The sequence below is a fragment of the Arthrobacter sp. ZGTC212 genome (assembly GCF_002929255.1).
Lineage (GTDB): Bacteria > Actinomycetota > Actinomycetes > Actinomycetales > Micrococcaceae > Arthrobacter_B > Arthrobacter_B sunyaminii.
In genome coordinates, this window is record NZ_PJIJ01000002.1 from 393,821 (window position 1) to 418,890 (window position 25,070).

At 63.2% G+C, this 25,070-nt stretch carries 23 protein-coding genes; 17 read left to right on the forward strand and 6 right to left on the reverse strand.

The features are described 5' to 3' along the window. The first annotated feature begins 113 nt into the window (after positions 1-113). Positions 114-1,148 carry a zinc-dependent alcohol dehydrogenase family protein gene (locus CXQ89_RS08545; protein ID WP_104160951.1) on the forward strand — a complete coding sequence of 345 codons (1,035 nt, stop codon included), beginning with the start codon at positions 114-116 and terminating at the stop codon, positions 1,146-1,148. Further along, positions 1,138-4,350, forward strand: coding sequence for a beta-phosphoglucomutase family hydrolase (locus CXQ89_RS08550; RefSeq protein ID WP_104160952.1), 3,213 nt, complete (start codon positions 1,138-1,140; stop codon positions 4,348-4,350). The genes CXQ89_RS08545 and CXQ89_RS08550 overlap by 11 nt, the downstream gene beginning before the upstream one ends. 21 nt (positions 4,351-4,371) lie before the next feature. On the opposite strand, the gene CXQ89_RS08555 is transcribed toward CXQ89_RS08550, so the two are convergent. Further along, on the reverse strand, positions 4,372-5,454 hold the full coding sequence (locus CXQ89_RS08555) for an AI-2E family transporter (protein ID WP_104160953.1): 1,083 nt from the start codon (positions 5,452-5,454) through the stop codon (positions 4,372-4,374). Between the two features lie 270 nt (positions 5,455-5,724). Between CXQ89_RS08555 and CXQ89_RS08560 the strand changes: the two genes are divergently transcribed. Next, positions 5,725-6,294: a DapH/DapD/GlmU-related protein gene (locus CXQ89_RS08560; RefSeq protein ID WP_104160954.1), complete on the forward strand. Its 570-nt coding sequence runs from the start codon at positions 5,725-5,727 to the stop codon at positions 6,292-6,294. A 98-nt stretch (positions 6,295-6,392) separates the two neighbouring features. Further along, complete coding sequence (locus tag CXQ89_RS08565) at positions 6,393-7,454, forward strand: LysM peptidoglycan-binding domain-containing protein (protein ID WP_104160955.1); 1,062 nt, start codon at positions 6,393-6,395, stop codon at positions 7,452-7,454. A 60-nt stretch (positions 7,455-7,514) separates the two neighbouring features. On the opposite strand, the gene CXQ89_RS08570 is transcribed toward CXQ89_RS08565, so the two are convergent. Beyond that, positions 7,515-8,477 (reverse strand): S1C family serine protease, encoded by a 963-nt coding sequence (locus CXQ89_RS08570; protein WP_181032268.1) that lies wholly within the window; start codon positions 8,475-8,477, stop codon positions 7,515-7,517. A gap of 1,401 nt (positions 8,478-9,878) precedes the next feature. Between CXQ89_RS08570 and CXQ89_RS08575 the strand changes: the two genes are divergently transcribed. Genes CXQ89_RS08575 through CXQ89_RS08615 form a run of 9 tightly spaced genes read left to right on the forward strand, consistent with a single transcriptional unit; the run spans position 9,879 to position 18,261 of the window. Beyond that, positions 9,879-11,297 (forward strand): ABC transporter substrate-binding protein, encoded by a 1,419-nt coding sequence (locus CXQ89_RS08575; RefSeq protein ID WP_219815580.1) that lies wholly within the window; start codon positions 9,879-9,881, stop codon positions 11,295-11,297. Then, entirely contained in the window at positions 11,290-12,246 is a 957-nt protein-coding gene (locus tag CXQ89_RS08580) for an ABC transporter permease (RefSeq protein ID WP_104160958.1), read from the forward strand. The genes CXQ89_RS08575 and CXQ89_RS08580 overlap by 8 nt, the downstream gene beginning before the upstream one ends. Further along, a complete protein-coding gene (locus CXQ89_RS08585) occupies positions 12,243-13,187 on the forward strand; it encodes an ABC transporter permease (RefSeq protein WP_104160959.1) in 945 nt (314 codons plus the stop codon). The genes CXQ89_RS08580 and CXQ89_RS08585 overlap by 4 nt, the downstream gene beginning before the upstream one ends. A 12-nt stretch (positions 13,188-13,199) precedes the next feature. Next, the gene (locus CXQ89_RS08590) at positions 13,200-14,117 is read left to right on the forward strand and encodes an ABC transporter ATP-binding protein (protein WP_104160960.1); all 918 of its coding nucleotides are present in this window, start codon (positions 13,200-13,202) and stop codon (positions 14,115-14,117) included. Then, the gene (locus CXQ89_RS08595) at positions 14,104-14,901 is read left to right on the forward strand and encodes an ATP-binding cassette domain-containing protein (RefSeq protein ID WP_104160961.1); all 798 of its coding nucleotides are present in this window, start codon (positions 14,104-14,106) and stop codon (positions 14,899-14,901) included. The genes CXQ89_RS08590 and CXQ89_RS08595 overlap by 14 nt, the downstream gene beginning before the upstream one ends. Before the next feature lie 54 nt (positions 14,902-14,955). Beyond that, complete coding sequence (locus CXQ89_RS08600) at positions 14,956-16,377, forward strand: amidase (protein WP_104160962.1); 1,422 nt, start codon at positions 14,956-14,958, stop codon at positions 16,375-16,377. A 32-nt stretch (positions 16,378-16,409) separates the two neighbouring features. After that, positions 16,410-16,616 carry a hypothetical protein gene (locus CXQ89_RS08605; protein WP_146067217.1) on the forward strand — a complete coding sequence of 69 codons (207 nt, stop codon included), beginning with the start codon at positions 16,410-16,412 and terminating at the stop codon, positions 16,614-16,616. Between the two features lie 39 nt (positions 16,617-16,655). Next, positions 16,656-16,847: a hypothetical protein gene (locus CXQ89_RS08610; protein ID WP_104160964.1), complete on the forward strand. Its 192-nt coding sequence runs from the start codon at positions 16,656-16,658 to the stop codon at positions 16,845-16,847. 7 nt (positions 16,848-16,854) lie between these two features. Continuing rightward, entirely contained in the window at positions 16,855-18,261 is a 1,407-nt protein-coding gene (locus CXQ89_RS08615) for an amidase (RefSeq protein ID WP_104160965.1), read from the forward strand. Between the two features lie 189 nt (positions 18,262-18,450). Here CXQ89_RS08615 and CXQ89_RS18335 read toward each other — a convergent pair whose 3' ends face one another. Further along, positions 18,451-18,606, reverse strand: a complete 156-nt coding sequence (locus CXQ89_RS18335; RefSeq protein WP_181032331.1) for a hypothetical protein — start codon at positions 18,604-18,606, stop codon at positions 18,451-18,453. Positions 18,607-18,714: 108 nt separating this feature from the next. On the opposite strand from CXQ89_RS18335, the gene CXQ89_RS08620 reads away from it, so the two are divergent. Beyond that, entirely contained in the window at positions 18,715-19,083 is a 369-nt protein-coding gene (locus CXQ89_RS08620; RefSeq protein ID WP_219815581.1) for a helix-turn-helix domain-containing protein, read from the forward strand. Here CXQ89_RS08620 and CXQ89_RS08625 read toward each other — a convergent pair. Both CXQ89_RS08625 and CXQ89_RS08630 read right to left on the reverse strand, forming a co-directional pair. Beyond that, positions 19,073-20,674, reverse strand: a complete 1,602-nt coding sequence (locus CXQ89_RS08625; RefSeq protein WP_104160966.1) for an alpha-amylase family glycosyl hydrolase — start codon at positions 20,672-20,674, stop codon at positions 19,073-19,075. The genes CXQ89_RS08620 and CXQ89_RS08625 overlap by 11 nt on opposite strands. Beyond that, positions 20,671-20,961: a LacI family DNA-binding transcriptional regulator gene (locus CXQ89_RS08630; RefSeq protein WP_104161419.1), complete on the reverse strand. Its 291-nt coding sequence runs from the start codon at positions 20,959-20,961 to the stop codon at positions 20,671-20,673. Before CXQ89_RS08630 ends, CXQ89_RS08625 begins: the two co-directional genes overlap by 4 nt. Before the next feature lie 297 nt (positions 20,962-21,258). On the opposite strand from CXQ89_RS08630, the gene CXQ89_RS08635 reads away from it, so the two are divergent. The 3 genes from CXQ89_RS08635 (at position 21,259) to CXQ89_RS08645 (ending at position 23,896) form a co-directional block, all read left to right on the forward strand. Beyond that, on the forward strand, positions 21,259-22,278 hold the full coding sequence (locus CXQ89_RS08635; protein ID WP_104160967.1) for a zinc-dependent alcohol dehydrogenase family protein: 1,020 nt from the start codon (positions 21,259-21,261) through the stop codon (positions 22,276-22,278). Positions 22,279-22,450: 172 nt separating this feature from the next. Further along, positions 22,451-23,629: a hypothetical protein gene (locus CXQ89_RS08640; RefSeq protein WP_258059987.1), complete on the forward strand. Its 1,179-nt coding sequence runs from the start codon at positions 22,451-22,453 to the stop codon at positions 23,627-23,629. A 78-nt stretch (positions 23,630-23,707) separates the two neighbouring features. Then, positions 23,708-23,896: a hypothetical protein gene (locus CXQ89_RS08645; protein ID WP_104160969.1), complete on the forward strand. Its 189-nt coding sequence runs from the start codon at positions 23,708-23,710 to the stop codon at positions 23,894-23,896. Positions 23,897-24,009: 113 nt separating this feature from the next. On the opposite strand, the gene CXQ89_RS08650 is transcribed toward CXQ89_RS08645, so the two are convergent. Then, positions 24,010-24,684 (reverse strand): hypothetical protein, encoded by a 675-nt coding sequence (locus CXQ89_RS08650; protein WP_146067218.1) that lies wholly within the window; start codon positions 24,682-24,684, stop codon positions 24,010-24,012. Positions 24,685-25,070 lie beyond the last annotated feature (386 nt).

Sequence of the window (25,070 nt, forward strand, 5' to 3'; positions counted from 1 at the left end):
GGGGCGGGCCAACCTGTCCGGCGGATGCTCACGCCGCTAGAGTTGGCAATCACCTGCAGGACGGGGGCGGGCCGATAATCCGCGTACATCCCTGCGGTCGGATAGGGAGGAACATGCGCGCCTGGTGGGTTGATGATCCCGGCCCGCTGACCGGTCCAGCTGCCGGCCGGCCGCTGGTTTACGGCGAGCGCCCGGATCCGGTACCGGGTCCCGGGGAACTGCTGGTCCGTGTCCGCGTCTGCGGTGTTTGCCGGACTGACCTTCATCTGACCGAAGGAGACCTGCCGCCAAAACGGCACGGGGTGATTCCCGGGCACGAAGTCGTGGGCGAGGTGGTTGGGACGGGTCCTGGCTGCACGCTCTTCACCCGGGGTGAGCGGGTGGGCATAGCCTGGCTGCGGTCCACCTGCGGCCGGTGCCGGTTCTGCCTCAGCGGGAGGGAGAACCTCTGCCTCACTCCCCGGTTTACGGGATGGGACGACGACGGCGGGTTCGCTGAGCTGGCCACGGTTCCGGAGAGCTTCGCCTACCCGCTGCCCGATACGTTCAGCGACGAGGAAGCAGCGCCCCTGCTGTGTGCAGGGATCATTGGCTACCGTGCCCTGCGCCGGTCGGGGATCCGGCCCGGCGGGAACCTGGGCATCTACGGTTTTGGTGCCTCGGCCCATCTCGCCGCACAGGTTGCCATGTTCGAGGATGTTCAGGTCCATGTCATGACTCGTTCAGGGAAGGGCCGCCGTCTGGCCCGTGAACTGGGCGTGGCGTCCGTCGGCGGAACAACAGATGAACCTCCCGTTCTCCTGGATGCGGCAATCATCTTCGCGCCGGCTGGAACGCTGGTGCCGCCCGCCCTCCGCGCCCTGGACCGCGGCGGGACCCTTGCCGTGGCCGGCATCTACCTCAGCGCCATTCCGGAGCTTGACTACGACGCGGAGCTTTTTCAGGAACGCCGGCTGCTCAGCGTCACGGCGAACACCCGGCAGGACGGCAACGAGTTTCTGGAGCTCGCGGCCCGAATCCCCGTCCGCGTGAGCACCACGCCGTACTCCTTCTCCGCGGCGGACCGTGCCCTGACGGACCTGGCAGCTGACCGGGTCTCCGGAGCCGCCGTCCTCCACATAGCCGCTTCACCGGCCGATGCCCGCTGAACCGCGGCCGGATGCCGTCCCGTCACCCGCGCTGCCGCTGCCTGCCGCGGTGACACCCCTGCGCTATCAGGCCGTCATCTTTGACATGGACGGGGTCGTCACCGACACAGCTTCGGTGCACCGCTCAGTATGGAAAGCCCTCTTCGACTCCGTCCTCGCTGACAGGAGAGCCGAAGCAGCCTCCGGCGGCCCCTTCCAGGACAGCGACTACTACGCCTACGTTGACGGGCGCCCGCGCGAACAGGGAGTCCTGGGGTTCCTCCGCTCCCGCGGAGTGGACGTTCCCCTGGGGTCCCCGGATGACGCGCCCTGGTCCTGGACCGCCTACGGCCTCGGGTCGGCCAAAAACGTGCTGTTCCTGGCCGCCCTTCAGCAGGACGGTGTTCGTGCCTATCCCGGAACGGTGGGTTTGTTGGACCGGCTGCGCACGGACATGGTGCCGGTGGCCTTGGTTACGGCCAGCCGCAACGCGCCCGCCGTCCTCGCGGCGGCGGGGCTGGAGGACAAGTTCGACGCCGTCGTCGACGGTTCTGTTGCGGCGGACCTGCAGCTGGAGGGCAAGCCGGACCCCGCGACGTTCCTCGAAGCCGCACGCCGTCTCGGCGTCAGCCCCTCGCAGGCCGTGGTGATCGAAGACTCCACCGCAGGCGTTGAAGCTGCGCGCAGCGGCGGGTTCGGACTGGTGGTCGGGATTGACCGGGCCAAACAGCGCACCCAGCTGGAGGCTGCCGGGGCGGATCTGGTGCTCCGGGATCCCGGGGAGCTGGACATCGGCCTTGTGCTGTCCCACCCCTGGCAGCTGATTTACGACGGTTTTGATCCCTGGCACGAGGGGCACCGGGAGGCGCTGACAACGCTCGGCAACGGCCGGATGGGAACCCGGGGAACAGCACCCGAAGCCCGTGCGGACTCCATTCACTATCCCGGAACCTACGCTGCGGGCATCTTTAACCGTGTTCCGGAGGCCATCGGCGGTGAGACGGCATGGAACGAGCACATGGTGAATCTGCCGAACTGGCTTCCGGTTGACCTTCGCTTTGGCTCCGGCGGCTGGTGGTCCGAAGGCGGGCTGATTCTGCGGCGGGAACACCGGTCGCTGGACATGCAACGTGCCGTCCTGACCCGCCGTGTCCTGCTGGAGGACGGGAACGGACGGCAGCTCGACGTTGTCCAGCAGCGCGTCGTGTCCATGGCCTCTCCCGCGCTCGCCGTATTGGAGACCGCGGTGACTGCCCGGGGGTGGGACGGGCCGGTGGAGTTCAGGACAGGGATTGACTACGACATCCGCAACGCGAATGTCGCCGAGGATGCCTCGCTGGGAAACCGCCACCTCAATACCCTTGCCGTTGACCTGCAGTCCGGCACGGAAAGCGTTGAAGCTGAAACCACGCAAAGCCGGATCCGGATCGCTGTTGCCGTGCGGGTCACCTTCCGTGCAGACACCCCGGTGGACAGCAGCCCGCTGCCCGGAGCATCCGGGGCGGGAGCGGATTCCTCCCGCTGGCTGCAGTACCATCGCGGGGAGCTGCGCGGTGGAAAGCCTTTGAGTGTCCTCAAAACCGCCGCCGTCGTCACCTCCCATGACCGGGCCATTTCCACGCCGGCCTCCGGAGCGCACGCCGTGCTCGCCCGCACCCCGGTCGACTTCACCGCAATCCTTGCCGGCCATCAGGCTGCCTGGCGCAGGCTGCTGCATTTGTTCAGCCTTGACCTGCACGCGGACGGTCAGACGCAGCTGGTCCTGAACCTGCATGTGTTCCACCTGCTGCAGGTGCTCACCCCGATCACTGAGGAACTGGACGTGGGTGTTCCGGCACGCGGACTGCACGGGGAAGGCTACCGGGGACACATTTTTTGGGATGATCTGTTTGTCCTGCCGCTGGTCACCTCGCGGCTGCCCTCCATCACGCGCTCGGTGCTGAACTACCGGTGGCGCCGTCTGAACGCCGCCCGGGATACGGCCCGCTCGGCCGGGCTGTCCGGCGCACTGTTTCCCTGGCGCAGCGGCAGCGATGGAACCGAAGAAACGCCCCGGTGGCTGTACAACAGGTTTTCCCAGAAATGGATGAGGGACAACTCCCGGCTTCAGCGCCACGGCAGCCTGGCCGTCGCCTACAACGTTTGGCAGTATTTCCAGGCCACAGAGGACCGGCAATGGCTGATCAGCCGCGGAGCGGAGATCATCGTGGAGGTCGCCCGGATGATCGCGTCCATGGCCGAAACGGGGGAGGACGGACGGTTCCACCTGCGCGGCGTGGTGGGGCCGGACGAGTACCACGACGGTTACCCGGAGCACCCCGGCTCCGGGGTGGACGACAACGCGTACACCAACATCATGGCCGCCTGGCTGTGCGCCCTCCCGGCACGGATCCTCAAGGAACTGCACGGACAGGACAGCAAGTATCTGCGGAAGAAGCTGGGGATTACCCAGGCCGAACTGACGTTTTGGAAGCAGCTGGGCCGGCGGCTTTACGTCCCTTTCCATGACGGCATGATCAGTCAGTTCGAAGGATACGGCCGGCTCAAGGAGCTGGACTGGGACCATTACCGGCGGCGCTACGGCAACATCGAACGGCTGGATCTGATCCTCGCTTCGGAGGGAGACAGCACCAACGGCTACAAGCTCTCCAAACAGGCCGACGTGCTGATGCTGCTCTACGTCCTGGGTGAAGAGGACCTGGTGCGCCTCCTGCGGCGGATGGCTTACGACGTCGGGCCGGGACAGATCCGGGCAATGGTGGACTACTACCTGTCCCGGACCATTCACGGTTCCACGCTCAGCCGGGTCGCCCATGCCTCCGTTCTGTCCGCCTCCGATCCGGAACGCGCGTGGGACACGTTCAGGGACGCCCTGGACGCAGACCTTGACGATACCCAGGGCGGCACAACCCGAACCGGAGTGCACTTGGGCGCCATGGCCGGAACCATCGACGTCGTGCAGCGCAGCTTTGCGGGGCTGCGGATGGAATCCGGGGACCTGGTCTTCACCCCCAGGCTGCCCTCAGGGCTCCGGCGGGTGTCCTTCCGGGTTCGCTACCGCGGGGTGCTGCTGGATATCAGCTTGGAACGCACCGTCCTGCGGGTATCGGCCGCTCCGGGTAATCTGCCCCCGGTCCGGATCCGGGTGGGGAATGCCCTGTTCCAGCTCCGTCCCGGCGGCAGCGTGGACATCCCGCTGGAGCCGGCGGGAGAACTGGTCTAAGCAGCGCTCTGGAAGAAAGGGTCATGAGGGGAGCTGTCTCGGCGAGGGATCCTCCGGGCCGTCATCGCCGCTGATCCACTGCGCGAAGCGCGCACCGGGATCCCCTCCGATGATCAGGAAGCGGGCGAAGAGGGTAAGCGGCACAGCCAGGAGCGAGCCGACTGCTCCCAGCAGGGTTGTCCAGAGAACCACCGAGGCGAAGGTCAGCGTGACGCTCAGCCTTACTGATTCACCCACGAACCGGGGCTGGATCAGCACTTGGAGGGTGACGTTGACGATGCAGTAAATGGCCAGCACCAGCAGTCCCAGCCCCCATCCGCCGACGGCGACAGCGAGCACGACGGGAGGCACCACGCCCAGGACGAAACCAATATTGGGGATGTAGTTGGTGACGAACGCGAGCACCGCCCAGACGAATGGACCGGGTACGCCGAGGACCCAGAGGGCGAGTCCGTCAATCACCGCGACGATCAGCCCGAAGATTGAGTTGACGAGGAAGTACCGGTTGGATGCGGCGGTGAACCGGTTGAAGGCCTGCAGCCGCCGGCCGCTCGCCTCCGCTAGCTCGGCCGGGGGATTCTGCCACCGTGCAGCATCCATCCCGAGGAACATCGCGTAGGCGAAGACAAAAAAGACGGCCGTGCCCAGGCCCAGCAGCTGCGTGCCGGCATTGAAAACGGTCGTCAGGAGTGCAGAGGGCTGGATTGCCCGCGTTAAGTCGTCCATCGATACGGTGCTGAACCCGAGGCTTCGGAAAAACGACTCAAGCGTCTCGGCGCTCTCTTGCAGCTGGCCGGCGTAGTCGGCCAGAATGCGCGCGAACTGCCCCAGAGCCAGAAGGACCAGCACGGCCAGAACCAGCAGGATTCCCCACGAGATTGACACGACGACGAGCGTGCCTACCCAGCCTGGGGTGCCGCGCCGGTCCAAGGGTTTTCGTGCGGGCAGCGCGATAATGACGAGCGCCGCGGCCAGCACCAGCGGTCCCAGGAGCGATCGGCCTGCCCATACCGTCCAGCAGGCACCACCGGCAGCCGCCAGGGTCAGCAGAATCCGCGTTGGCCTGGCAAGTCCGGATGACCCGGGTGGCTCACGATCACTCATGCGGCCTCACAGTTGTCAGGGAACGACGACGCTAAAGTCCGGCCTCCGCTGCTTCTTCCCGGCGACCCCTACCACCACAGGTTGGCGCACAGGGCAATCTCCGTCTAGAGGCAACCTTGTATACCGGCGCCTTGGGGACGGGAATCATTCCCTGCTCCGGATCAGCGCATGGTGTGACCGCGGGCCCTTCCAGAGCCGCAGATCGGCGTTCGGTTCGGCTGGCTGCATCACTCCTGTTCGACAGCTTGGTGCTCAATGCATACTGAGCCAATGGAACTCGATGAACTGCTCACAGCGTTGAACGCCGGCGAGACCATAACCGCCGGCTCGCCCCTGCATGAGGCCATGCACCATGCCAGCCAGGCCGCCCTGCGGATTACCGGCGAACTCAACAGTGGCTACCACGAACCGGAACAGGTACGGGAGCTGCTGTCCCGGCTGATCGACAAACCGGTGGATGAAACGGTTGCCGTGTTCCCGCCGTTTTCCGCAGATTTTGGCAGGAACATCACGTTGGGCAAACGGGTGTTCATCAATTCCGGCTGCCGGTTCCAGGACCAGGGCGGAATCAGCATCGGCGACGACTGCCTGATTGGCCACAACGCCGTCCTGGCAACACTGAACCACGATCTGTCGCCCGGCCGGCGAGCGGACATGCACCCGGCGCCCGTCACGATTGGCCGAAATGTCTGGCTCGGATCCAACGTCACGGTGCTGCCGGGGGTGACCATCGGCGACGACGCCGTTGTGGCCGCCGGAGCCGTGGTCACCAAGGATGTGCCGGCCCGTTCCGTGGTGGTCGGATCCCCGGCCCGGGTTATTCGCAGCGTCGAGGACTAACCGCGCGCCGTCATCGGGCGCACAAAGAAGAGGCGTCCGATACACTCTGGCCTAAATGACTGCGCTCCGGTTTGCTCCGGGCTAACCGGGGGAGGACCATGGCGAAAACCGACAGTGTTTCACCTCGGCCCGGACACTGGGTGGGCCGGACTGCGGCAGCTACCGCAGTGCTGCTGTCACTGGGACTGGCCGGTTGCACTTCCTCGGAGCCTCCCGCAGCTCCAGAAACACCCGCCGCCACGGCAACGACGGCGCCCACCGTCACAGCGGAGCCTGCCGCTAACGCGAAGCCGTCCCTGGCCGGAGAAACCGTCACCGATTCGTTCGGCAACCCGGATTTCTACGTCACCGTCACCGGCGATACCCTGGCCGCGGTGGCTGAGGTCTACGGTTTTTCGGAAGCTAAGGTTGCCGGGTTCAACGAACTGGCGCCGGGGACGCCGCTGGCGCCTGGCACCCGGCTCCGGCTGCTGCCAGCCGGCCCCGGCGTCGGTGCCATGGGGGCCTCCACGGAGGACCCGAACGGGATCCCCACAAGCTACACCGTTGTACCCGAGGACACCTTGGCCGGGATCACGTACCGGTTCAACGTGACCAATGATCAGCTCGCGGAGGCAAACAAAGTGCCGTACGTGCATGAGGTGGGCAACATCTACTTCGTGGAACCCGGGCGGACCATCGCACTGCAGAAGAACCCGGTGGATAGCCGGTCCGGCACCGGTGACGCTGTTCGGAACTCCTGGGGCACTGGGCTCTTTTACACCACCGTCGACGGCGATTCCTTCGACGGTGTGGGCTACCAGTTCCGTGTCAGTACGGACGAGCTGCTGCAGTACAACCCCTCGCTCGTTGAGAACGCCCCGATTCCTGCCGGCACCAAACTCCGGCTGATTCCAGGTGAACTGGCGGTCGACGGCGCCCGGGGAACGTTTACTGCGGATGCCGACGGTGTTCCGCTGACCTACACCACCGTCCCCGGGGACACCGAAGACGGCATCTCGGCCCGGTTCGGCGTCACGGCTCTGTACGACGCCAACCGGGACACGACCGAGACCGTTCCCGTCTGGTATCGGTATGTGGACGGGGTGTCCGGCGAGCTTCTGCCGGGCCAGACCATCAGCCTGTCACTGGACCAGCCGATCAACAAGTCCGCCGCCTGATCCCCTTCTGGTGCTCGACAGGGGTTCGTGGCGGTCCTCTGCCAGCTGCAAACGAGCACGCTATTGCAGCTCGACCTCTGCTTCCCACAGGTCGCCCACTCTTTTGGTCCCCGTATCCTGGAGGTACATGCCTCTCAAGTTCACTGTCTCGCCGGACGATGCGGATGCCAGGACATCGCACAATTCAGCAAAACTATTCGTCTCCACACCGTTAGCGGAAAGAATCAAATCGTTGACGAAGATGGAAGCATCGTCAGCCGGGCTTCCGGAGGTGACTGAATCGACAAATAGTCCGTCGTAGCCCTTATCGAGGATTTCTTGTTGAACTTGTGAACCGTCGCTGTAAACACCTGAAATGTCAGCTTCGGAGAAGGCGAACCCCGTAAGTCCGATGTCTGAAATCGACTCACCCGCGGTCAACCTGTCAATAAACTGCTCGGCTCTGTCAACCGAGATCGAGTAGTACTGCCCCTGGACAATCCGTCCATTGGCCAATGTATTGCCAAGCGTGTTGATGCCCACAACCTGTCCCTTGTCATTGAACAAAGGGCCACCCGAGTTGCCGGGATTGATGGTGGCGTCATGCTGGATCAGTGAGGAGTAGTTGGGCAGAGAAGAATCCGGCGCAGCGGACAAATTCGGCGATTGCACGGCCCCGGAGGTCGTGACCGCGTCCTGGGTTTGGGAATCTCCGAAGGCGGTCGGATAGCCGATAGCGGTTACCGTGTCCTGGCTTACCAATTCCTCAGAATCACCAAGTGTTACCTCTACTAGTGTTTCCGGAACCTCATTCAATTGCACGACGGCGAGGTCCTCGCAGGGGGCAGTGCCCAACGTTTTTGCGGAGACCTGCTCGCCACTGGACAGGCCCGCCTTGAGCACTCCGGCTCCGCTCACGACGTGGGCATTGGTCACCACAAGACCCGCGGCGGCATCGATCACAAATCCCGTTCCGCTGCCGGTATCCGTGAATAGATGCACGACACTTGGCGTATAGGCAAGCGCAATGTCTTTCGGGCTCATGACTTGTGTTGTTGGTTCGATGGTTGGAGGCAGTGTTGGGGCGGTTTCAGATGGAGTCGTCGTTTCCTTTGCCTCGGCGGGTGACGGGACCTCTTCTAGGGTCGTTGTGGATGTTTGTGGATTCGGCGGCGAGGGCGTTACATCTGAATCAGCCCCTGAGCTGCATGCACTCACGGTCAGAACCAGGACAAGCGGTAAACAGATTCTGCCGGAGTCTCTCATTTGAGTCACCCTCTGTTCAGTTGAAATTGATGGGGTTTTGTCTGGTGCAGTGCGTGGGATCAAGCAGCTTCATCATCACCGACCCGAGACGCGGTTCTCGGCCGTCAAGGATGCCGTCCTACGAAGGTGACGAGAGCGTAGCGTGTGATCCGTTTGTCACGCTAGGTTTTCCATTACCGGTGCCGTACCCGCGGAGGCAATGGCCCAGAAAGCACGTCTCGAGGTGCAACCAGCTCAGCGGCCGGTTTTGGGAACTACCATCGACGGGCTTGCGGGGTTGCCTGCCATGCCCTTGGGGGATGTCCGCCCCCCGGGGATGTCGGAGTGGAGGACCTGGCCGATCCAGTGATTGAACAACCGACGGACGTCGTCATCAAGTTGGCAGCGACCGCAATATCGCCTTTGGCCGGCACTCCGAACGCCAACAACTCGCCCGTGACTTCGGCGCCACCGATATCATCGCCGAGCGCAGTGACGCGGGGGTGGCTGCACTCAAGGATCTGGCCCACGGGCTCGGAGGTCCCGCTCCCGCGCGGAGCTTTTGCCCGATCCCATTCGGCGAATCTGGGATCGGCAGATCGATCCAGTCGGGTTTTTGACCTCATGCTGCCACTGGCCGACGCCGCGGAAGGCTGCCGGTCCATGGATGAATGCCGCGCCGTCGTGCTGCTGACCCACTACAGCGTGTCAGGTAATACGACAGGAGCTGAGAGGTGGTCCCAGATTCCGACCTGTTCGGGAGGGCTTCCCGGCGTGTTTTGTTTCAAGGATTTGTTGCCTTTGGTTTACCTAACGATGACGTGTTCATATCGTCACAATAAATCTATGTAAACGTCCTTAGAGCGCACAATTCATTTTTAGGTCTTTCTTGAAGTCCTGATCTTCAACGCCCTCTATGTAGGCAAGACAATATTATTGCTACTGTAATTTCCCCGAAATATTGCTCGCTCAGGATGGAGTTGAGGAACTAGGGAAGGGCTAAAGCCGATGGCAGGTTCGCGAAAATCAGTACGGCTGGCGGCGCTGGTTGTTTCCGCAATGTTGGGGCTCGCTGGTTGCTCCGGAAGCGCCCACGCCGGGGCTTCAGACAAGACACTGGTGATAGGCATAGAGTCCGAGCCTGACATCCTGGATCCGCAGGGAGCGGGGGGCTGGGTTACCCACAGAATCACTTCACAGATGTTTGAGTCCTTAGTGACTGAGGACTTGAAGACTCCGGCGGACGAGGCAGCGGTGCCCGCGCTCGTCCCCGGTCTTGCCGAATCATGGAGTGTCTCACCGGACGGACTGGTCTACACGTTCAACCTGCGACAAGGCGTCGAATTCACCGACGGAACGGCATTCGATGCGGCAGCGGTTGACTACAACATCCGACGTATGTGGGACACCGAAGCTCCCCAGTACGACATACGGGCAGCAGGACAGACAGTGTTCCTATGGCAGCATCTTGACGACATCCAGATTGTCGACCCGCTAACTGTGCAGCTGATTCTGTCCGAACCGTTCTCCCCTTTTCTCCGGGTGATGGCACAGGGTGGATCGGGATCCACCGGCATGATCAGCCCCACGGCACTGAAAACGTATGGGGACGACATCGCGGACCACCCGGTGGGCACTGGGCCTTTTGTCTTTGAAGAGCGGATCCGCGGACAGCGGGTCAGCTTGGTCCGAAACGAAAATTACTGGGGCAAGAAGGCCGAGTTGGATCGGGTGGTCTTTCGTCCCATTCCCGATGCCGCGGCTCGCATCGCCTCCATCAGGAACAAGGAAACCGACATCATCGCCGTGCCCAGCCCGGACAGTGTTGCCAACCTCAAGGATGCAGGCTTCCAAGTTGTAGAGGCGGCCCCGCCGCACTCCTGGTACCTCACACCGAACATGAACGAGGAACCGATGAAAGACCATCGGGTCCGCCTGGCCATCAGTCTGGCCATAGACCGGGAAGGACTCGCAGAATACATCCTGCGGGACACGGTCACCCCTGCTGCCTCCGTGCAGGCACCGGCGAACCCCGGCTACGAGGAACATCCGGAGAACTTCAGGCATGATCCTGAGCTGGCCCGGGAACTGCTCGCCGAGGCCGGGTACGCAGACGGGTTCACCACCACTTTGGAAACCTCGGTAGACGGGTCCGGACAAATCATGCCCGTCCCCATGGCCCAGTACATCCAGCAAAACCTCGCGGAGGTGGGAATCACCGTCAATTTGAAGACGTACGAATGGATCTCCTACATCTCCCACTACAACTCAGGACTGAAACCGGGCGTCGGGATGGCGCAAATGTCATGGGGCATGTCCACACCTTTCTGGCTCTACATCACCACATCGTCGGACCTGGCGAGTCCCGCGGGACCAAACGCCGGGCGGTATTCCAACCCTGTGCTGGATGCAGCGATGGACAAGGCCATTGGAGCAAGCAACGAGGACGAAGCCAACAAGCACTGGCTGCAGGCCAACGCGGTTGCCTCTGAAGACCTCGCCCTTATCCCCATCGTCAACGACAAGTCGCCGTACATCGTCTCGCCCCAAGTTGAGGGTTTCGCCCTCGCCAACGAGGAATGGTACGACCTGACGGAAGTGAGCCTGAACCATGACTAACCTTCTGCTAAGGCGAAGCGGATCAGCAGTGCTGATCCTGGTCGGCGTAACCATTATTGTTTTCCTGCTGGTTCAGCTCGTTCCCGGCGACCCGGCACGTGCGGTACTCGGCAGCGGCGCCACCGAGGAATCGGTCCGCCAGCTGCGGGACGAGCTGGGGCTGAACGAACCCCTGGCGATGCAGTATCTGGCCTACCTGGGACAGCTGCTTGCCGGAGACCTCGGGACTTCCGTAAACCTGGGGCAGCCCGTCACCGAAATCATCCTTCCCCGGCTCGGAAACACGATGATCCTGGCGATGGCCGCGCTGCTGATCAGCGTCGTGGCCGGCGTAGGAGTGGGGGTGTTGGCGGCCCGCAGGCCGCACGGGCTGTTTGACCGCATTTCCACGTTTCTGGCGGTGGCCGGAGCGAGCCTGCCGGTGTACTGGGCGGCACTGACCGCCATCGCCGTCTTCAGCCTCTCGCTGCAGTGGTTCCCGACCGGGGGCATGTACAACGCACGCAACCCCGGCGGGCCAGCGGACCTGCTCATCCACTTGGTGCTCCCTGCGTCCATCTCCGCCCTGGTGCCGCTGGCCATCATTGCCCGGCTCACTCGGAGCGCCCTCCTGGAAACCCTCAGCCAGGACTACATTAGGGTGCTGCGGGCATCGGGCATTTCCGAGGCGAGCATCCTCTGGCGGCATGCCCTGCGCAATGTGCTGCCGCCGGCTGTGAATATCATCGGGCTCCAGGTTGGCTACCTCCTGGGCGGTGTCATCTTTGTTGAAGTCGTCTTCCAGTGGCCGGGCCTGGGACAGCAGCTCTACACCTCGATCACGGCAAATGATCTTCCCGTGATCCAGGCCGGGGTCCTCTTTATCGCCCTGGTTTTTGTAGCCGTAAACCTCCTCACCGACGTAGCAGTCGCCTCCCTTGACCCACGCGGAAAGGCAGCCTCATCATGACCCAGAGCGTCTCAGTCCTCCCCGTTTCGCACCCGGCCCCGGTCCACCCAAGCTCGGTCAGCCCACCGCTCAGGAAGGCTCAGCCGGCGCAGCCAACCCGGCTGCGGCTGGCCGTGCGCGCCTTTGGCAGGGACAAAGCTGCTCTGGTGTCCCTGACAGTGCTGCTGCTCGTGGGCATGGCGGCGCTGTTTGCACCGCTGCTGGCCCCCCACGATCCGCTGGTGGGCGATGCGTCGCAGCGTCTGGCTCCGCCTCTGACCCCCGGACATATCCTTGGAGTGGACGGGCAGGGGAGGGATATCCTCAGCCGGCTCCTCTATGGCGGGCGCTACTCCCTGGGCGTGGCAATCGTCCCGGTGCTGCTGGCGTTCCCGCTTGCCCTGGCCGTCGGATTGTTTGCCGGCGCGGGGCGCACCCGCTTGGGCAGCGCCATGATGCGGGCGTTGGACGCTGTGTTTGCTTTTCCCATCGTGCTGCTCGCGCTGGCCATTGCCGCGGTCATCGGCGGTGGAATGTCAAACGTCATGCTGGCCATCTTCATCACCCTCATCCCGTACATGGCTCGGGTGGCCTACACGGCGGCCGTACAGGAGTCCGGCAAGGAGTACATTGAAGCCGCGCGCTGCCAGGGAGCGTCCAACGCCCACATTCTTTTCCGGGAACTGCTTCCCAACGTGATGTCGCCACTGGTGGTCTACGCGACGGCGAACTGCGGCCTGATGATCGTCGTCGGCGCGGGACTGAGCTTCCTCGGCGTCGGGATCCAACCGCCGACCCCGGACTGGGGAGTCATGACGGCCGACGGAAATCAAGTGCTGCTGGAGGGATACGCCCATGTGGCAACGGTCCCCGGTCTGGCGATCCTGCTGGCCGCTGTGGCGTTCAACCTTCTCGGCGACGGGCTGCGGGATGCCCTCGATCCGCGGAAGCAAACGAGCTAGGAGAGAGCGGACATGGCACAGACACTGTTGGACGTCCAAGGGCTGCAGACACACTTCCACACGGACGGCGGGCTGGTAAAGGCCGTTGACGGAGTGGACATCAAGATTGAGGCGGGCGGAATCCTGGGGCTGGTGGGCGAATCCGGCTCGGGCAAAAGTGTCACCGGGCTGACCATCATGCGGCTGCTCGGCACAAAGCGGGCACGGGTTGCCGGAGGGCGCGTCCTCTTCAAGGGACGGGACCTGCTGACGCTCTCGGACCGCGAGGTCCAGGCGCTGCGCGGCAGCGAAATCGGAATGGTTTTCCAGGGCGCACTGACAGGACTGGACCCTTCGTTCCGTGTTGGCTCACAAATGATCGAGGTCATCCGGCGGCATCAGGGCGTCAGCAAAACCGAGGCACACCGGCTCGCGCTGGAATCCCTGGATCTGGTGGGCATGCCCGATCCGGAGCGGAAACTGCGCAGCTACTCCCACGAACTCAGCGGAGGTCAGCGCCAGCGGGTGTTGATCGCGATGGCACTCTCCGGGAAACCGGACCTGCTGATTGCCGACGAACCCACCACGGCGCTGGACGCGACGGTCCAGAAACAGATCGTGGACCTGCTGATCGACATTAACCGCACCCTGGGAACGGCCATCCTCATGGTCACCCACGACTTTGGGGTGGTGGCACGCATGTGCCGCACGGTTGCGGTGATGCGGCACGGGCGGGTAGTCGAACAGGGCACCGTCAATGACGTGCTGACCAACCCGCAGCACGTCTACACCGAGTCCCTGATGAAAGCTGTGCCGCGCCTGCACCTTACCGACGAGGAGCGTAGCGTGCCCCGCTCCGAGCGTCGGCTCTTTGAACTGCGTCCCGCCGTTCCGCCTGAAGCGGCCACCGCAACCACCCCGGGAAAGGAGACTGTTCATGCTGGAAAATGATGCACTGATCCGCGTCGAAAACCTGCGCAAGACCTACCGTCAGGGGTCCCGCCGGTCGCCGCAGGCGGAGTTTGTGGCCGTTGACGATGTTTCCTTCCATATCAGCAAGGGGGAGACCTGGGGGCTGATCGGCGAGTCAGGATCCGGCAAGTCGACCATTGGCCGCATGCTCCTGTCACTCGTTGCACCAACTTCGGGCACGGTGCTCTTCGACGGCAATGACCTGAATGTGCTGGATGCCCGGTACGTGCGCAAAATGCGCAGCCGGATGCAGATGGTGTTCCAGGACTCTGGCTCCGCATTCAATCCCCGGCGGCCGGTGGGAGAGCAGATCGCCTTCGGACTCAGGCTGTACGACATTTGTGCGCCGCGGGAGTGCCGGAAACAGGTGGTTGAACTCCTGGAGCGCGTGGGCCTTGATGAAAGCCATTACTCGAGGTATGCCCACGAATTCTCGGGCGGACAAAAACAGCGGCTGGGCATAGCCCGGGCGCTTGCAACCCGCCCGGAATTCATTGTGCTCGACGAACCGACGGCAGCCCTGGACGTCTCCGTGCAGGCCCAGGTCCTCAACCTGCTCAAAGACCTGCAGGCAGAATTTGGCCTCACCATGATGCTGATCACCCACAACCTGTCGCTCGTCGAATTCATGTGCGACCGGGCGGCAGTCCTTAACCACGGAAACCTGATCGAGGAAGGCCCCGTAGACACGATGTTCAGCAGCCCGCAAAGCGACATAACGCGCAGTCTCCTAGACGCGGTCCTGGAACCCGAAGCCGCCTAGGAGCCCGCGGACAGTTTTCGCCAACACATCACCCGACCACCAGCAGGAGACACCATGAATCCCAACCCCGTAACCGTCCACGAGGCACTGCTTCTCCTTGAATCAGGCGCACTGAGCAGCGAGGAACTCGTTGCCGGAGCCTTGGAAAAAGCCGACGCGCTGGACACCGAACTGGGAGTCTTTATCTCCCGTTACAGCGAGCAGGCCATTGCCGCAGCCCGGGACAGCGACAAGGCCCGGAGCCAAGGGCGCCCCATGGGGCCGCTCGAGGGAATTCCTATTGGCGTCAAAGACATCATCACCACAAAGGAGGGGCCGACGACGGCGCAAAGCCTGGTTTTTGACCAATCGTCCTTCTCCGGTGATGCCACCGTTGTCGCCCGTCTCCGCGCCGCCGGCGCGGTGATCGTGGGTAAGACCAGCACCATGGAGTTTGCGATCGGGACCCCCGATTTCGAGAAGCCCTTTCCGATTCCGCGTAATCCCTGGAATACCAAGACCTGGACCGGGGGATCCAGCTCCGGAACCGGAGGCGGCGTGGCCGCGGAAATGTTCCTCGCCGGGCTGGGCACCGACACGGGCGGTAGCATCCGGATACCGGCGGCCACATGCGGCATCACCGGCCTGAAACCCACCTACGGCAGGGTACCCAAGGACGGGTGCGCCCCGCTCGGGTTTTCCCTGGACCACATTGGTCCCATGGCCCGCACCAGTTATGACTGCGCACTGATGCTCAACGTCATGGCTGGCCATTCCTCGGCGGACCCCACTTCCGCGGACGTGCCAACCCAGGATTACACGGCAGGCCTGGGCCGTGACCTCACCGGCATGCGCGTGGGTATTGCCCGCATGGCGGAGCGCGACGGCGAGTTCTCCGCCAGCAGCGAGCTGGACGCCGGATTCGCCGAACTGGCAGCAGCGCTCACCTCGCTTGGCGCCGTCGTCATACCGGTGACCCTGCCGCACTACGAAGTAGTTGCAACGGCCGGGCTCGTGCTGATGATCGCCGAAGGATACGCGTACCACCGGCAGGACCTTCAGCAGCGCTGGAGCGACTACTCCCAGGGGCTGCGTGAATGCCTGGGCATGGGACCGTTTTACACAGCGGCCGACGTGGTCCAGGCCCAGCGGGTCCGCAGCGTGGGCCGCGACGCCGTGGGTGCCCTGCTGGAAGACGTTGATGTCATTATCACGCCCACCATCTCTGCCGGGGGCTTCGATTTTGAAACGGTTGACCGGTACTGGGACGGTCCCAGCACCGTGAACCTCACCGGATACTGGAACGCCTGCGGGAATCCCGTCCTCTCCGTTCCGTTCGGGTTCACAGCCGCAGGGCTGCCCCTGGGCGTACAGATCGCCGGCCGGGCCTTCGATGAATCCACAGTCCTGCGGGTGGGTCATGCCTTCCAGACCGTGACCGACCACCATCTTCAGCGCCCGGCCATCCTCGAGGACCCAGTTCTCTCCGCCGGTTAACCCACCTCCGACCTTCGAAAGGGCTCATGGCCATGACGCAACAAACCACCCAATTCCTGTCCGGCGTATACGCAGCCGAGAGAATCCCGCTGACCGATGCCGAACTGGCCCGCTTTGCGGGCAGGTACCCCTTGGCCCGGGCAGCCGCAGACTCTATGTTTGAGCTGGCCGAAGCCAAGTACGAAAGTCCAGCCACCGTATTCTCCGCCCTTGCCCGCAACCCCGGAGGCACCCAATAACCGTCCACCACCCCACCGTTAGCAACCCGAAGGACCACGATGCAGACACCCGATCAGAACAATGAGCTGTTTGGAAGCATGGCCGCCTTGGCCGGACTGGAGCTCAGCCCTGAACGCGCCCTCGCCCTTGCGGAAGCGGCAGCGCCGATCCACACGCTGCTCAGGACCCTGAGCAGCCAGGACCTGGGAGAAACACCGCCCGCCACAGCCTTCAGCGCCTCCTGGAAGTAGGAACACGATGGAACCGTACGAACTCTCGCTCACTGACGCCTCCGCCGCCATCGCCTCCGGAACTCTGTCGCCGCTGGAACTGGCTGAATCCGCGCTGGATCGAATCACCGCCGTCGAGCCGCAGATCCACGCCTTCGCCACTGTGACCGCCGACCTGGCCATGTCACAGGCCCGGGCAGCCGGGGAGGAGATTGCTGCGCGTAAGTACCGCGGACCGCTGCACGGAATCCCGCTGGGCGTCAAAGATCTGTACAACACGGCCGGTATTGCCACGACCTCAAGCTCGAAGGTGAGGGAGCATTTCATCCCCGACACCGACAGCGCCGCCGTCACGGCGCTCGCTGACGCCGGGATGGTCATGGTGGGAAAAACGCACACGCACGAATTTGCCTTCGGTGCAGTTACGCCGACAACCCGGAATCCCTGGGATGTGACCGCTATCCCGGGTGGTTCCAGCGGAGGGTCCGGGGCCGCCGTCGCATCCGGCTCCTGCCTGGTGGCGCTGGGCAGCGACACTGGCGGATCCATCCGCATTCCGGCGGCTTTGTGCGGGACAGTGGGGTTGAAGCCCACCTACGGGCGCGCGTCCCGGTTCGGGGTGGCTTCGCTGTCCTGGTCACTGGATCATGTGGGGCCGCTTACCCGCAACGCCACTGACGCTGCCCTTGTGCTGAATGCTATGGCCGGCTACGACAGCAGGGATCCCGCTTCGGTGGATCTTCCCGTCCCGGATTTCACCTCCGGGCTGGAGCGTGGCGTCAAGGGCCTGCGGATCGGCATTCCGGTGAACTTTTACACGGAACGTGTCGATCCGGAGACTGCAGCGGCGGTTGCCGCGGCAGTCAGTGTCCTTGAGGAACAAGGAGCTGAGCTGGTGGAAGTCCGCGTGCCGCGGGCCGAGAGCATCCGAGCAGCTGAGTGGGGGATCATGATGCCGGAGGCCAGTGCCTACCACCGGAACGCGCTCAGGACCACGCCGGAGTTGTTCACACCGGAGGTGCGTGCACTTCTGGAGATAGGCGAAACCATCCTGGCCACGGACTACATTGACGCCCTGCGGGTGCGGCAGCTGATGAAGCAGGAGTGGCAGCGGATGTTCGCGGACATTGACGTGCTGATGGCCCCGTCTGTCGCCGCGCCGGCCGTTTCCGCTGACGATCCACGGGTGTATTGGCCGGACGGGACCGTCGAGCCGGCGACGGACGCGATGGTTCGGCTGTCGGCACCCGCCAACCTCACCGGCCTGCCCGCGGTGTCCGTGCCCTGTGGCTTCTCAGCTTCCGGTCTTCCGCTGGGCATGCAGATCATCGGTGGGCCTTTTCAAGAATCCACCATCCTGACGGTCGCCCGCACCTACGAGCTGGCGACCGACCACGTGGGCCGGATAGCGGAAATGTCCTTGGCTACGTCCTGACAGGAGTCCCTTCCTGGAAAGACCGGGGCCGGTGGAAGCCTGATGAAGGTGAACGTCGGCCCCGACAGCGGTCAGGGCTCGATCGTCAGAGCGCAGATTATGCCGTCCGCCAGTATGAAGCGGTGCCGCAAAGCGGCCGTGCCACCGGGAAAGTTGCCGTCCAGCCGGACGAGCACCTCCGGCCGGGCATCAACCATTTGCCGTCCAGCCGGATGCGGTGACGGTGTACTCGAACTCCGTGGAGGAATTTGCGACCCCGGGCCGTCGGTCGAGGTGCCCGGTCTTGAAGGAGATGCAGATGCCGGCACGCGTGCGTATGGAGGACCGGGAGTGCTCGTTGTCCATGGCGATGTCCTATGTGGGGGAGTAGTGGACCATTCTGATCCTGCACGACTGCTTCGACGGCTACACCCGCTTCGACCCGTTCCAGTCGAACTCGGACTTTCCTCCAGCATGCTCACCGCCCGGCTCAAAGGGCTGGTTGATAACGGCATCCTGGAAAAGCGTCCCTACCAGGAGAAGCCGGTGCGCCACGAGTATGTGCAGACCGACTTCGGGCGTTCGCACCGGCCGGTTCTGGTGGCCATGGCGGCTTGGCGGAATTCCCAGCTTTCGCCCGAGCAGCGGGCGATGATTCTGATGGACTCCGAGACCGGTCGGGAGGTGGAGCCGGCGGTGATCGATCTGGTCACCGGGCTGGGCCGATCCCCGGTTTGTATTTTCCTCCGGTCCCGCAGCCGGGCCGGAGATACGGGCGCGGTACGCAGAATCCCAGGAACAGTGAAACGACAGTGCGGAGGCATACCCAGGATTAGTCTTTGAGGATCCAGGCGGCGCTGTCCGGTGGAAGGAGCCCTTCCGGGGTCAGGGGGAATGACGCCAGCAGAACGCTTCCGCCGGGCAGGCGGGAGGGTTCGCCGCCCATGTTCACGGCAAGCAGGATCTGCTCCTCGCGCTCGCAGATAAGCAATCCTGTGTCGTGGACGTGCCAGGTGCTGGCGTCGTTCTGTGAGAAGATCTCCTTTTCGATCAGCTGCTTGCGCAATGCGAGTGCGGTGGTCACCAGATGCAGGGTCGAACTGGGGTCGCTGCGGTGCGCCTCCACGGATAGCGACCCCCACGAGGCAGGTGTAGGCAACCACGGCTGCGCTGCAGCGGCAGGGGAAAAGCCGTAGGCGTTGTCGGGAGCGATGGTCCAAGGCAGCGGGACGCGAGCCCCGTCACGGGAGACCCCGCCCCGTGTCCACATGGGATCGGCTCGAGCGTGAAGCGGGACCTCGACGTCGGGAAGGTTGAGCTCCTGGCCTTGGTAGATGTACGCTCCGCCGGGCAGTCCGAGGATGGTGAGCAGGCCGGCACGTGCTCGGAGAGCTCCGCGTTCACCTCCGCCGAACCGTGTCACGGAACGGCTGATGTCATGGTTCTCGAGTGCCCAGGTTGGCGGCGCCCCGTGGGTCCGGCGGGCAACTTCGAGTTCAGTGCCGACCGCTGCCCAAGCAGCGGCATCCCAGCCCAGCTTGACGAACGCAAACGCGAAGGCCTGATGCATCTCGTCATGCCGGGTGTACCGGGCGGCGCGGCCCGGTGCCAAATTCACTTCACCGACCAGCACCCGGCTGGGGGAGTAGGAATCGGCAATGCGGCGCCAGCGCCGGTAGACCTCGTGCACGTCCTCCTGATCGGATACTTTCGGGTTGGAGCGCAGGCCGTTGACGACGGCGTCAGTGCCTTCAGCGTCAGGCAGTCCGTCCGCCTTGAACAAGGCATGCGCGACGTCGACCCGCAGGCCGTCCACGCCCTTGTCAAACCAGAACCGGAGCACGCCTTCGAAGTAGTCGCCCACCGCCGGGTTACGCCAATTCCAGTCCGGTTGCTCCGGTGAGAAGAGGTGCAGGTACCACTGCCGGTCCGAGCCCGAACCGGGATTCACGCGGCTCCAGGCACGGCCGCCGAAGACGCTTTGCCAGTTGTTCGGCGGGGCTCCGCCGTCGCCCCCGTTCTCGAAGTGGAACATCGCCCGTTCGGGTGAGCCGGGACCGGCGGCGACGGCGGCTTGGAACAGGGGATGCTCCGATGAGCAGTGGTTGGGCACCACGTCGAGGAAGATCCGGAGCCCCAGGGCGTGAGCCGCCTCCAGCAGTTTGTCGAACTGTTCCATGGTGCCGAATAGCGGATCGACTCCGCAGTAGTCGCTGACGTCATATCCCTGGTCCACCTGCGGGGAGGGATGGAACGGGGTCATCCAGATGCCGTCCACGCCCAGCGAGGCAAGGTACGGCAGACGGTCCAACAGGCCCGCTAGGTCGCCGACCCCGTCCCCATCGCCGTCGGCAAAGGAGCGCGGGTACACCTGGTAGATGACGGCATCCTGCCACCAGCCGGGCCTCGGGTCCCGGGGCATCGATCCGGTCATTTGGTACCTCTGGAGATGAGTCCTTCGACGATGCGGCGCTGGAAGATGAGGACCATAATCTGGGAGGCAAGAGCGTCCGACAACATGGGGGCGAGGAGTCCAATCACCGAGGTCTGTCGTGTCTTCAGTCCGAGTGCCATGAAATCGGTCTCGTAGTTGAGGCGGGCTACCGCCTCTTCGACGCGGTGCCGTGTCTCCTCGGAGTAGCCCACAAGATCATTGACGACCCGGGACACGGTGGCCGGTGATACACCGGCATACTTCGCGACATCCCTGATGGTTGCCAAGGTCATCCTCCTTTGGATGCTGAACGCAAACGGTTTACGTAAAGGGTTTCGTGGTCTGCGTCACCACACTATGCGGAGGTGTGTGTGATCCATGCCGTTTCGTAAACGGTAGGCCACCATCACTCCTGTTGGATGCTTCGCTGCCGGCGGCTCCGGCGAAAGTCATAGGTGAACCGCGACCCGCCGATGCCTGTTCCGCGTGGCTAACGGGAACTCAGGAGTCCCGAACACCTACCCATGCGTCTGTGCGGGTGCTGTCCTTGGAAGGGAGAGAATCCTGCCGGAGAAGGAGAGACCATGCGTGGCGTAGTAATGCATGCACCAGGAGATGTGCGCGTCGAGGATCGGGCTGATCCAGTGATTGAAGAACCGACCGACGCCGTGATCAGGTTGGCAGCGACCTGCATCTGCGGATCGGACCTGTGGCCGTACCGGGGTGTGGAGGACGCCCATAACGCACCCATGGGACATGAGTACATCGGCTGGGTGGAGGAGGTTGGGCCCGAGGTGCGGACCATCAAGGCCGGGGACTTCGTCGTCGGTTCCTTCTGGGCTTCCGACAACACGTGCGAAATCTGCCGGGCCGGCTACCAGAGCCGATGCGTCAATGCGGTGCCGATGGGCATGATGGGAACCCAGGCGCAGTTCGCCCGGATTCCGCTGGCCGACGGCACCTTGGTGACCACCCCGGAAGCTCCGTCGGCGGACCTGCTGCCTTCACTGATGGCGGCCTCGGATGTACTGGGCACCGGTTGGTTCGGCGCTGTGGCTGCTGAGGCAGGCCCGGGCAAAACCTTCGCCGTGGTGGGGGACGGCGCCGTCGGCGTTTTGGCAGTCCTGGCCGCCAGGCAGCTCGGTGCCGAGCGGATTATCGCTTTTAGCCGGCATCCTGAACGCCAGCAGCTGGCCCGTGAATTCGGGGCCACCGATATCATCGCCGAACGCGGTGATGCGGGGGTGGCTGCGCTCAAGGACCTGACCAATGGGCTCGGCGCCCATTCGGTAGTGGAGGCCGTGGGTACGCAGGAGTCAATGATGCAGGCTGTGCGCTCCACCCGGCCGGGCGGCCATATGGGCTTTGTGGGCGTGTCCCATGACGTCGCTCTTCCCGGGCTGGAGTTGTTCTTCGCCGAGATCCACATGCTCGGCGGACCCGCTCCCGTGCGCCGCTTTTTGCCCGATCTAATTCAGCGGATCTGGGACCGGCAGATCGACCCGGGCCGGGTTTTCGACCTCACGCTGCCCCTGGCCGACGCCGCGGAGGGCTACCGGGCCATGGATGAGCGCCGCGCCGTCAAGGTGCTGCTGACCCCCTGACCTGCAGACCGGGTCGCTCGGCGGCGGCGATTCGAACCTGGCATTTGGATTGTCTGGGAGAGAATGTTCCAGCAATTAAGCATTTTCCTCAGAACACAGGAGCCGGCCAGTGGACGATTCGATCCAGCTGATCAATGACGGAGATGGTCTTGCGGTCATCGGGGACCCGCTTGTGGTTGAACGGTTCCTTGCATCCGAAAATCTGCAGTCCAAGGACCTCGGTCTGCACCGGATCGGCCCAAAACTGGGCAAGGCGGCAGGCATGACAGAAATGGGATCTCACATTGCCGCGAGTTCCGGCCGCTGGGTGAAACTGACTGAGGGGTCTGCCCAGGCCATCAAGAAGTACGGCCTCATGACAAACTCCAAAACGGGGCTCAGCATGGGCGTAGTTCAGGCAAAGGGGCAGTCAGGCGGCATCAAGGCAATTGTCCAGTTCTCAAAGGGGCCCGCCTCTCAACTGGCTAATCCCGCTTTGCTGGCGGGTGCGGCGGGAGTAATGGCCCAGGTCGCCATGCAGCAGACCATGGATGAAATCACCGATTACCTTGCAGCGGTTGATGAAAAAGTCGACGACATTCTTCGGGCCCAGAAGGATGCAGTTCTGGCGGACATGCTGGGAGTGGATTTCGCTATCGAAGAAGCGCTTGTTGTCCGTGATGAAGTGGGCCGGGTTTCGGAAGTCACCTGGTCCAAAGTGCAGTCAACGTCTGTCACGATCGGACGGACCCAGACGTATGCCCTGCGTCAGATTGAGGCCGTGACAGAAAAGCTTGAGGGCAAAAGTGCCGTCGGAGACCTGGCAAGGGCGACCAAGGACGCAGAGGACAAGGTCCGTGAATGGCTTGCGGTTCTGGCCCGGTGTTTCCAGCTTCAGGATGCCCTGACTGTACTGGAGTTGGACCGGGTCCTTGATACGTCACCGGAGGAGCTTGAGCAGCATCGCCTTGGGTTGAAGACTGCCCGCCGGCATCGCATGGAGACGATCGCGCGGAGCACTGAGCGGCTGATGGATCGTTTGGATGCTGCTGCCGGTACGGCGAACGCGAAGGTGCTGCTTAATCCTGCGTCGGCACGCGCGGTGGTGAAATCCAGTAACCAGGTTGCCAGCGGGGTCGCTGAGTTCCAAGAGCTGCTTGGGATTGACGCTGAACGGGAAGCATTGGAAGCTCGGCGCTGGATGGATGCCGCAGAGGATGTGCGGGACCGTCTCATGGAGACCGGTACAGACGGGGTCGATACGGTGAAGAGGCTAGGAACAGACGCTGTCGGTCGGGCCAGGTCGGTTTCCGGCAAGCTGTCGGGTCATATCACTGAACGTGCCTCCCGTTGGAGGCGGGACACCGAGTGAACCGGAACTCCAGCCACCAATTCAAGGGGTATTACTGAGGAAAAGTGTGGTGAGGAAATTCCGTGCAAGTCTGCGGTTATGACTGACCAGCTGACTGTCTACAAGTTGACCGATATGGACGAAGCTGCAGCGTTCGCACAGGACCTTGGCCAGAACGGGTACCAGTCGGACTGGATCGTGCTTGAGTACAAAGATGCGGCACAGGACAGCGACTCCACAAAAGCCACGTATGCGGGCATAGCGGACGGGATGTGGGCCTCGGACTGAAGGCATGGCGCTACTTAGTGAAATGTGTGCATTTCCGGCCTGCCGAAGTTTGTTCACGCACACTGCGAAACCGCCCGTCGGCTCGTAGAGCCGCTGAGGTTCCGCTGGTCCATTCAGGTGTAGCGGGGGCCTCGCCCGCTGATCGCGGGCACGCCCGTACTGTCAGGAGAGAAAGACTTTTTCAACTTCTTTGGTATCCACCAGTGTTTTTTGACGAACCAGAGGTTCAGGATTGTTCCTGCGGGTCCGTACGAAACGGCAGGCTTCGCTGCGCAAGCCCGCGCTACCTTGAGAAGGTCCTTGTTGCTCATGTTGTCATCCGACAGATCCACCGTCACTCGCACGTATTCAGGGGCGCTGGCGTAAATCATGAAGGTATAGCGACGGCGGTAGTCCGCCGCCTTCAAATCGGCAAGGACGGCTGGCAGTGTGGCAACCAGTTCTGCGGCGAGGTTGGGAGTTCCATAATGTGTTCCGTCGTTGGCAGTGACAGAGAGCTGGACGACGCATCGGGGGAGCAGAGCGTCGACTGCCCGCTGCCGCTTTTCCTCGAGCCGTTCAGATATCCAGCGGTTCACCCACCGAACTACCGTGATAACTGTACCAACCGACACGTCGGGCATGCCGCCGGTCGCCGACCCAAAGCCGTATAAGGGGTGCTTGGCAGTCTGGTAGCCCACTCGTCTGAGGGAGCAGAGAACTGTCTCAATGATCTCTTCTTCATTTCCGCCACGACCAGAGGGCGTATGTGTGATGGCCGCCGAGCAAGTTTCGGCGTATGGTTCCACGTCAGATTGTGTAGCAGTAGCTGCCAAGGTCTTACATCCCCCTATTGCGAAGCGAGTCTTCAGCATAGTGGAACCTCTCTGTCTTGCTTATGCCATACGACTGGGAAGACCGGCTGTGCTATTCCGCGTGCGGCACGCTGGCCTTCCTTACGGATGACGGAACAATCAAGTCCCGCTTCGCTGAGGGCTACGCGGGCAGGGGGCCTGCAGAGTCAGATAAAAACCCTTGTAGGGTGCCTGTCTGGAGGCATCCGATTGGAGCATGCAACTCCGCCCCGTAACTGCGCTTCACGGGGCTGCGATACGCTTACAGGTCCGATAATTATGGGACACGATGAGGAGCCCTGTGAGCCAGCCGAAGACATGCATCGAGGACGATTGTCAGG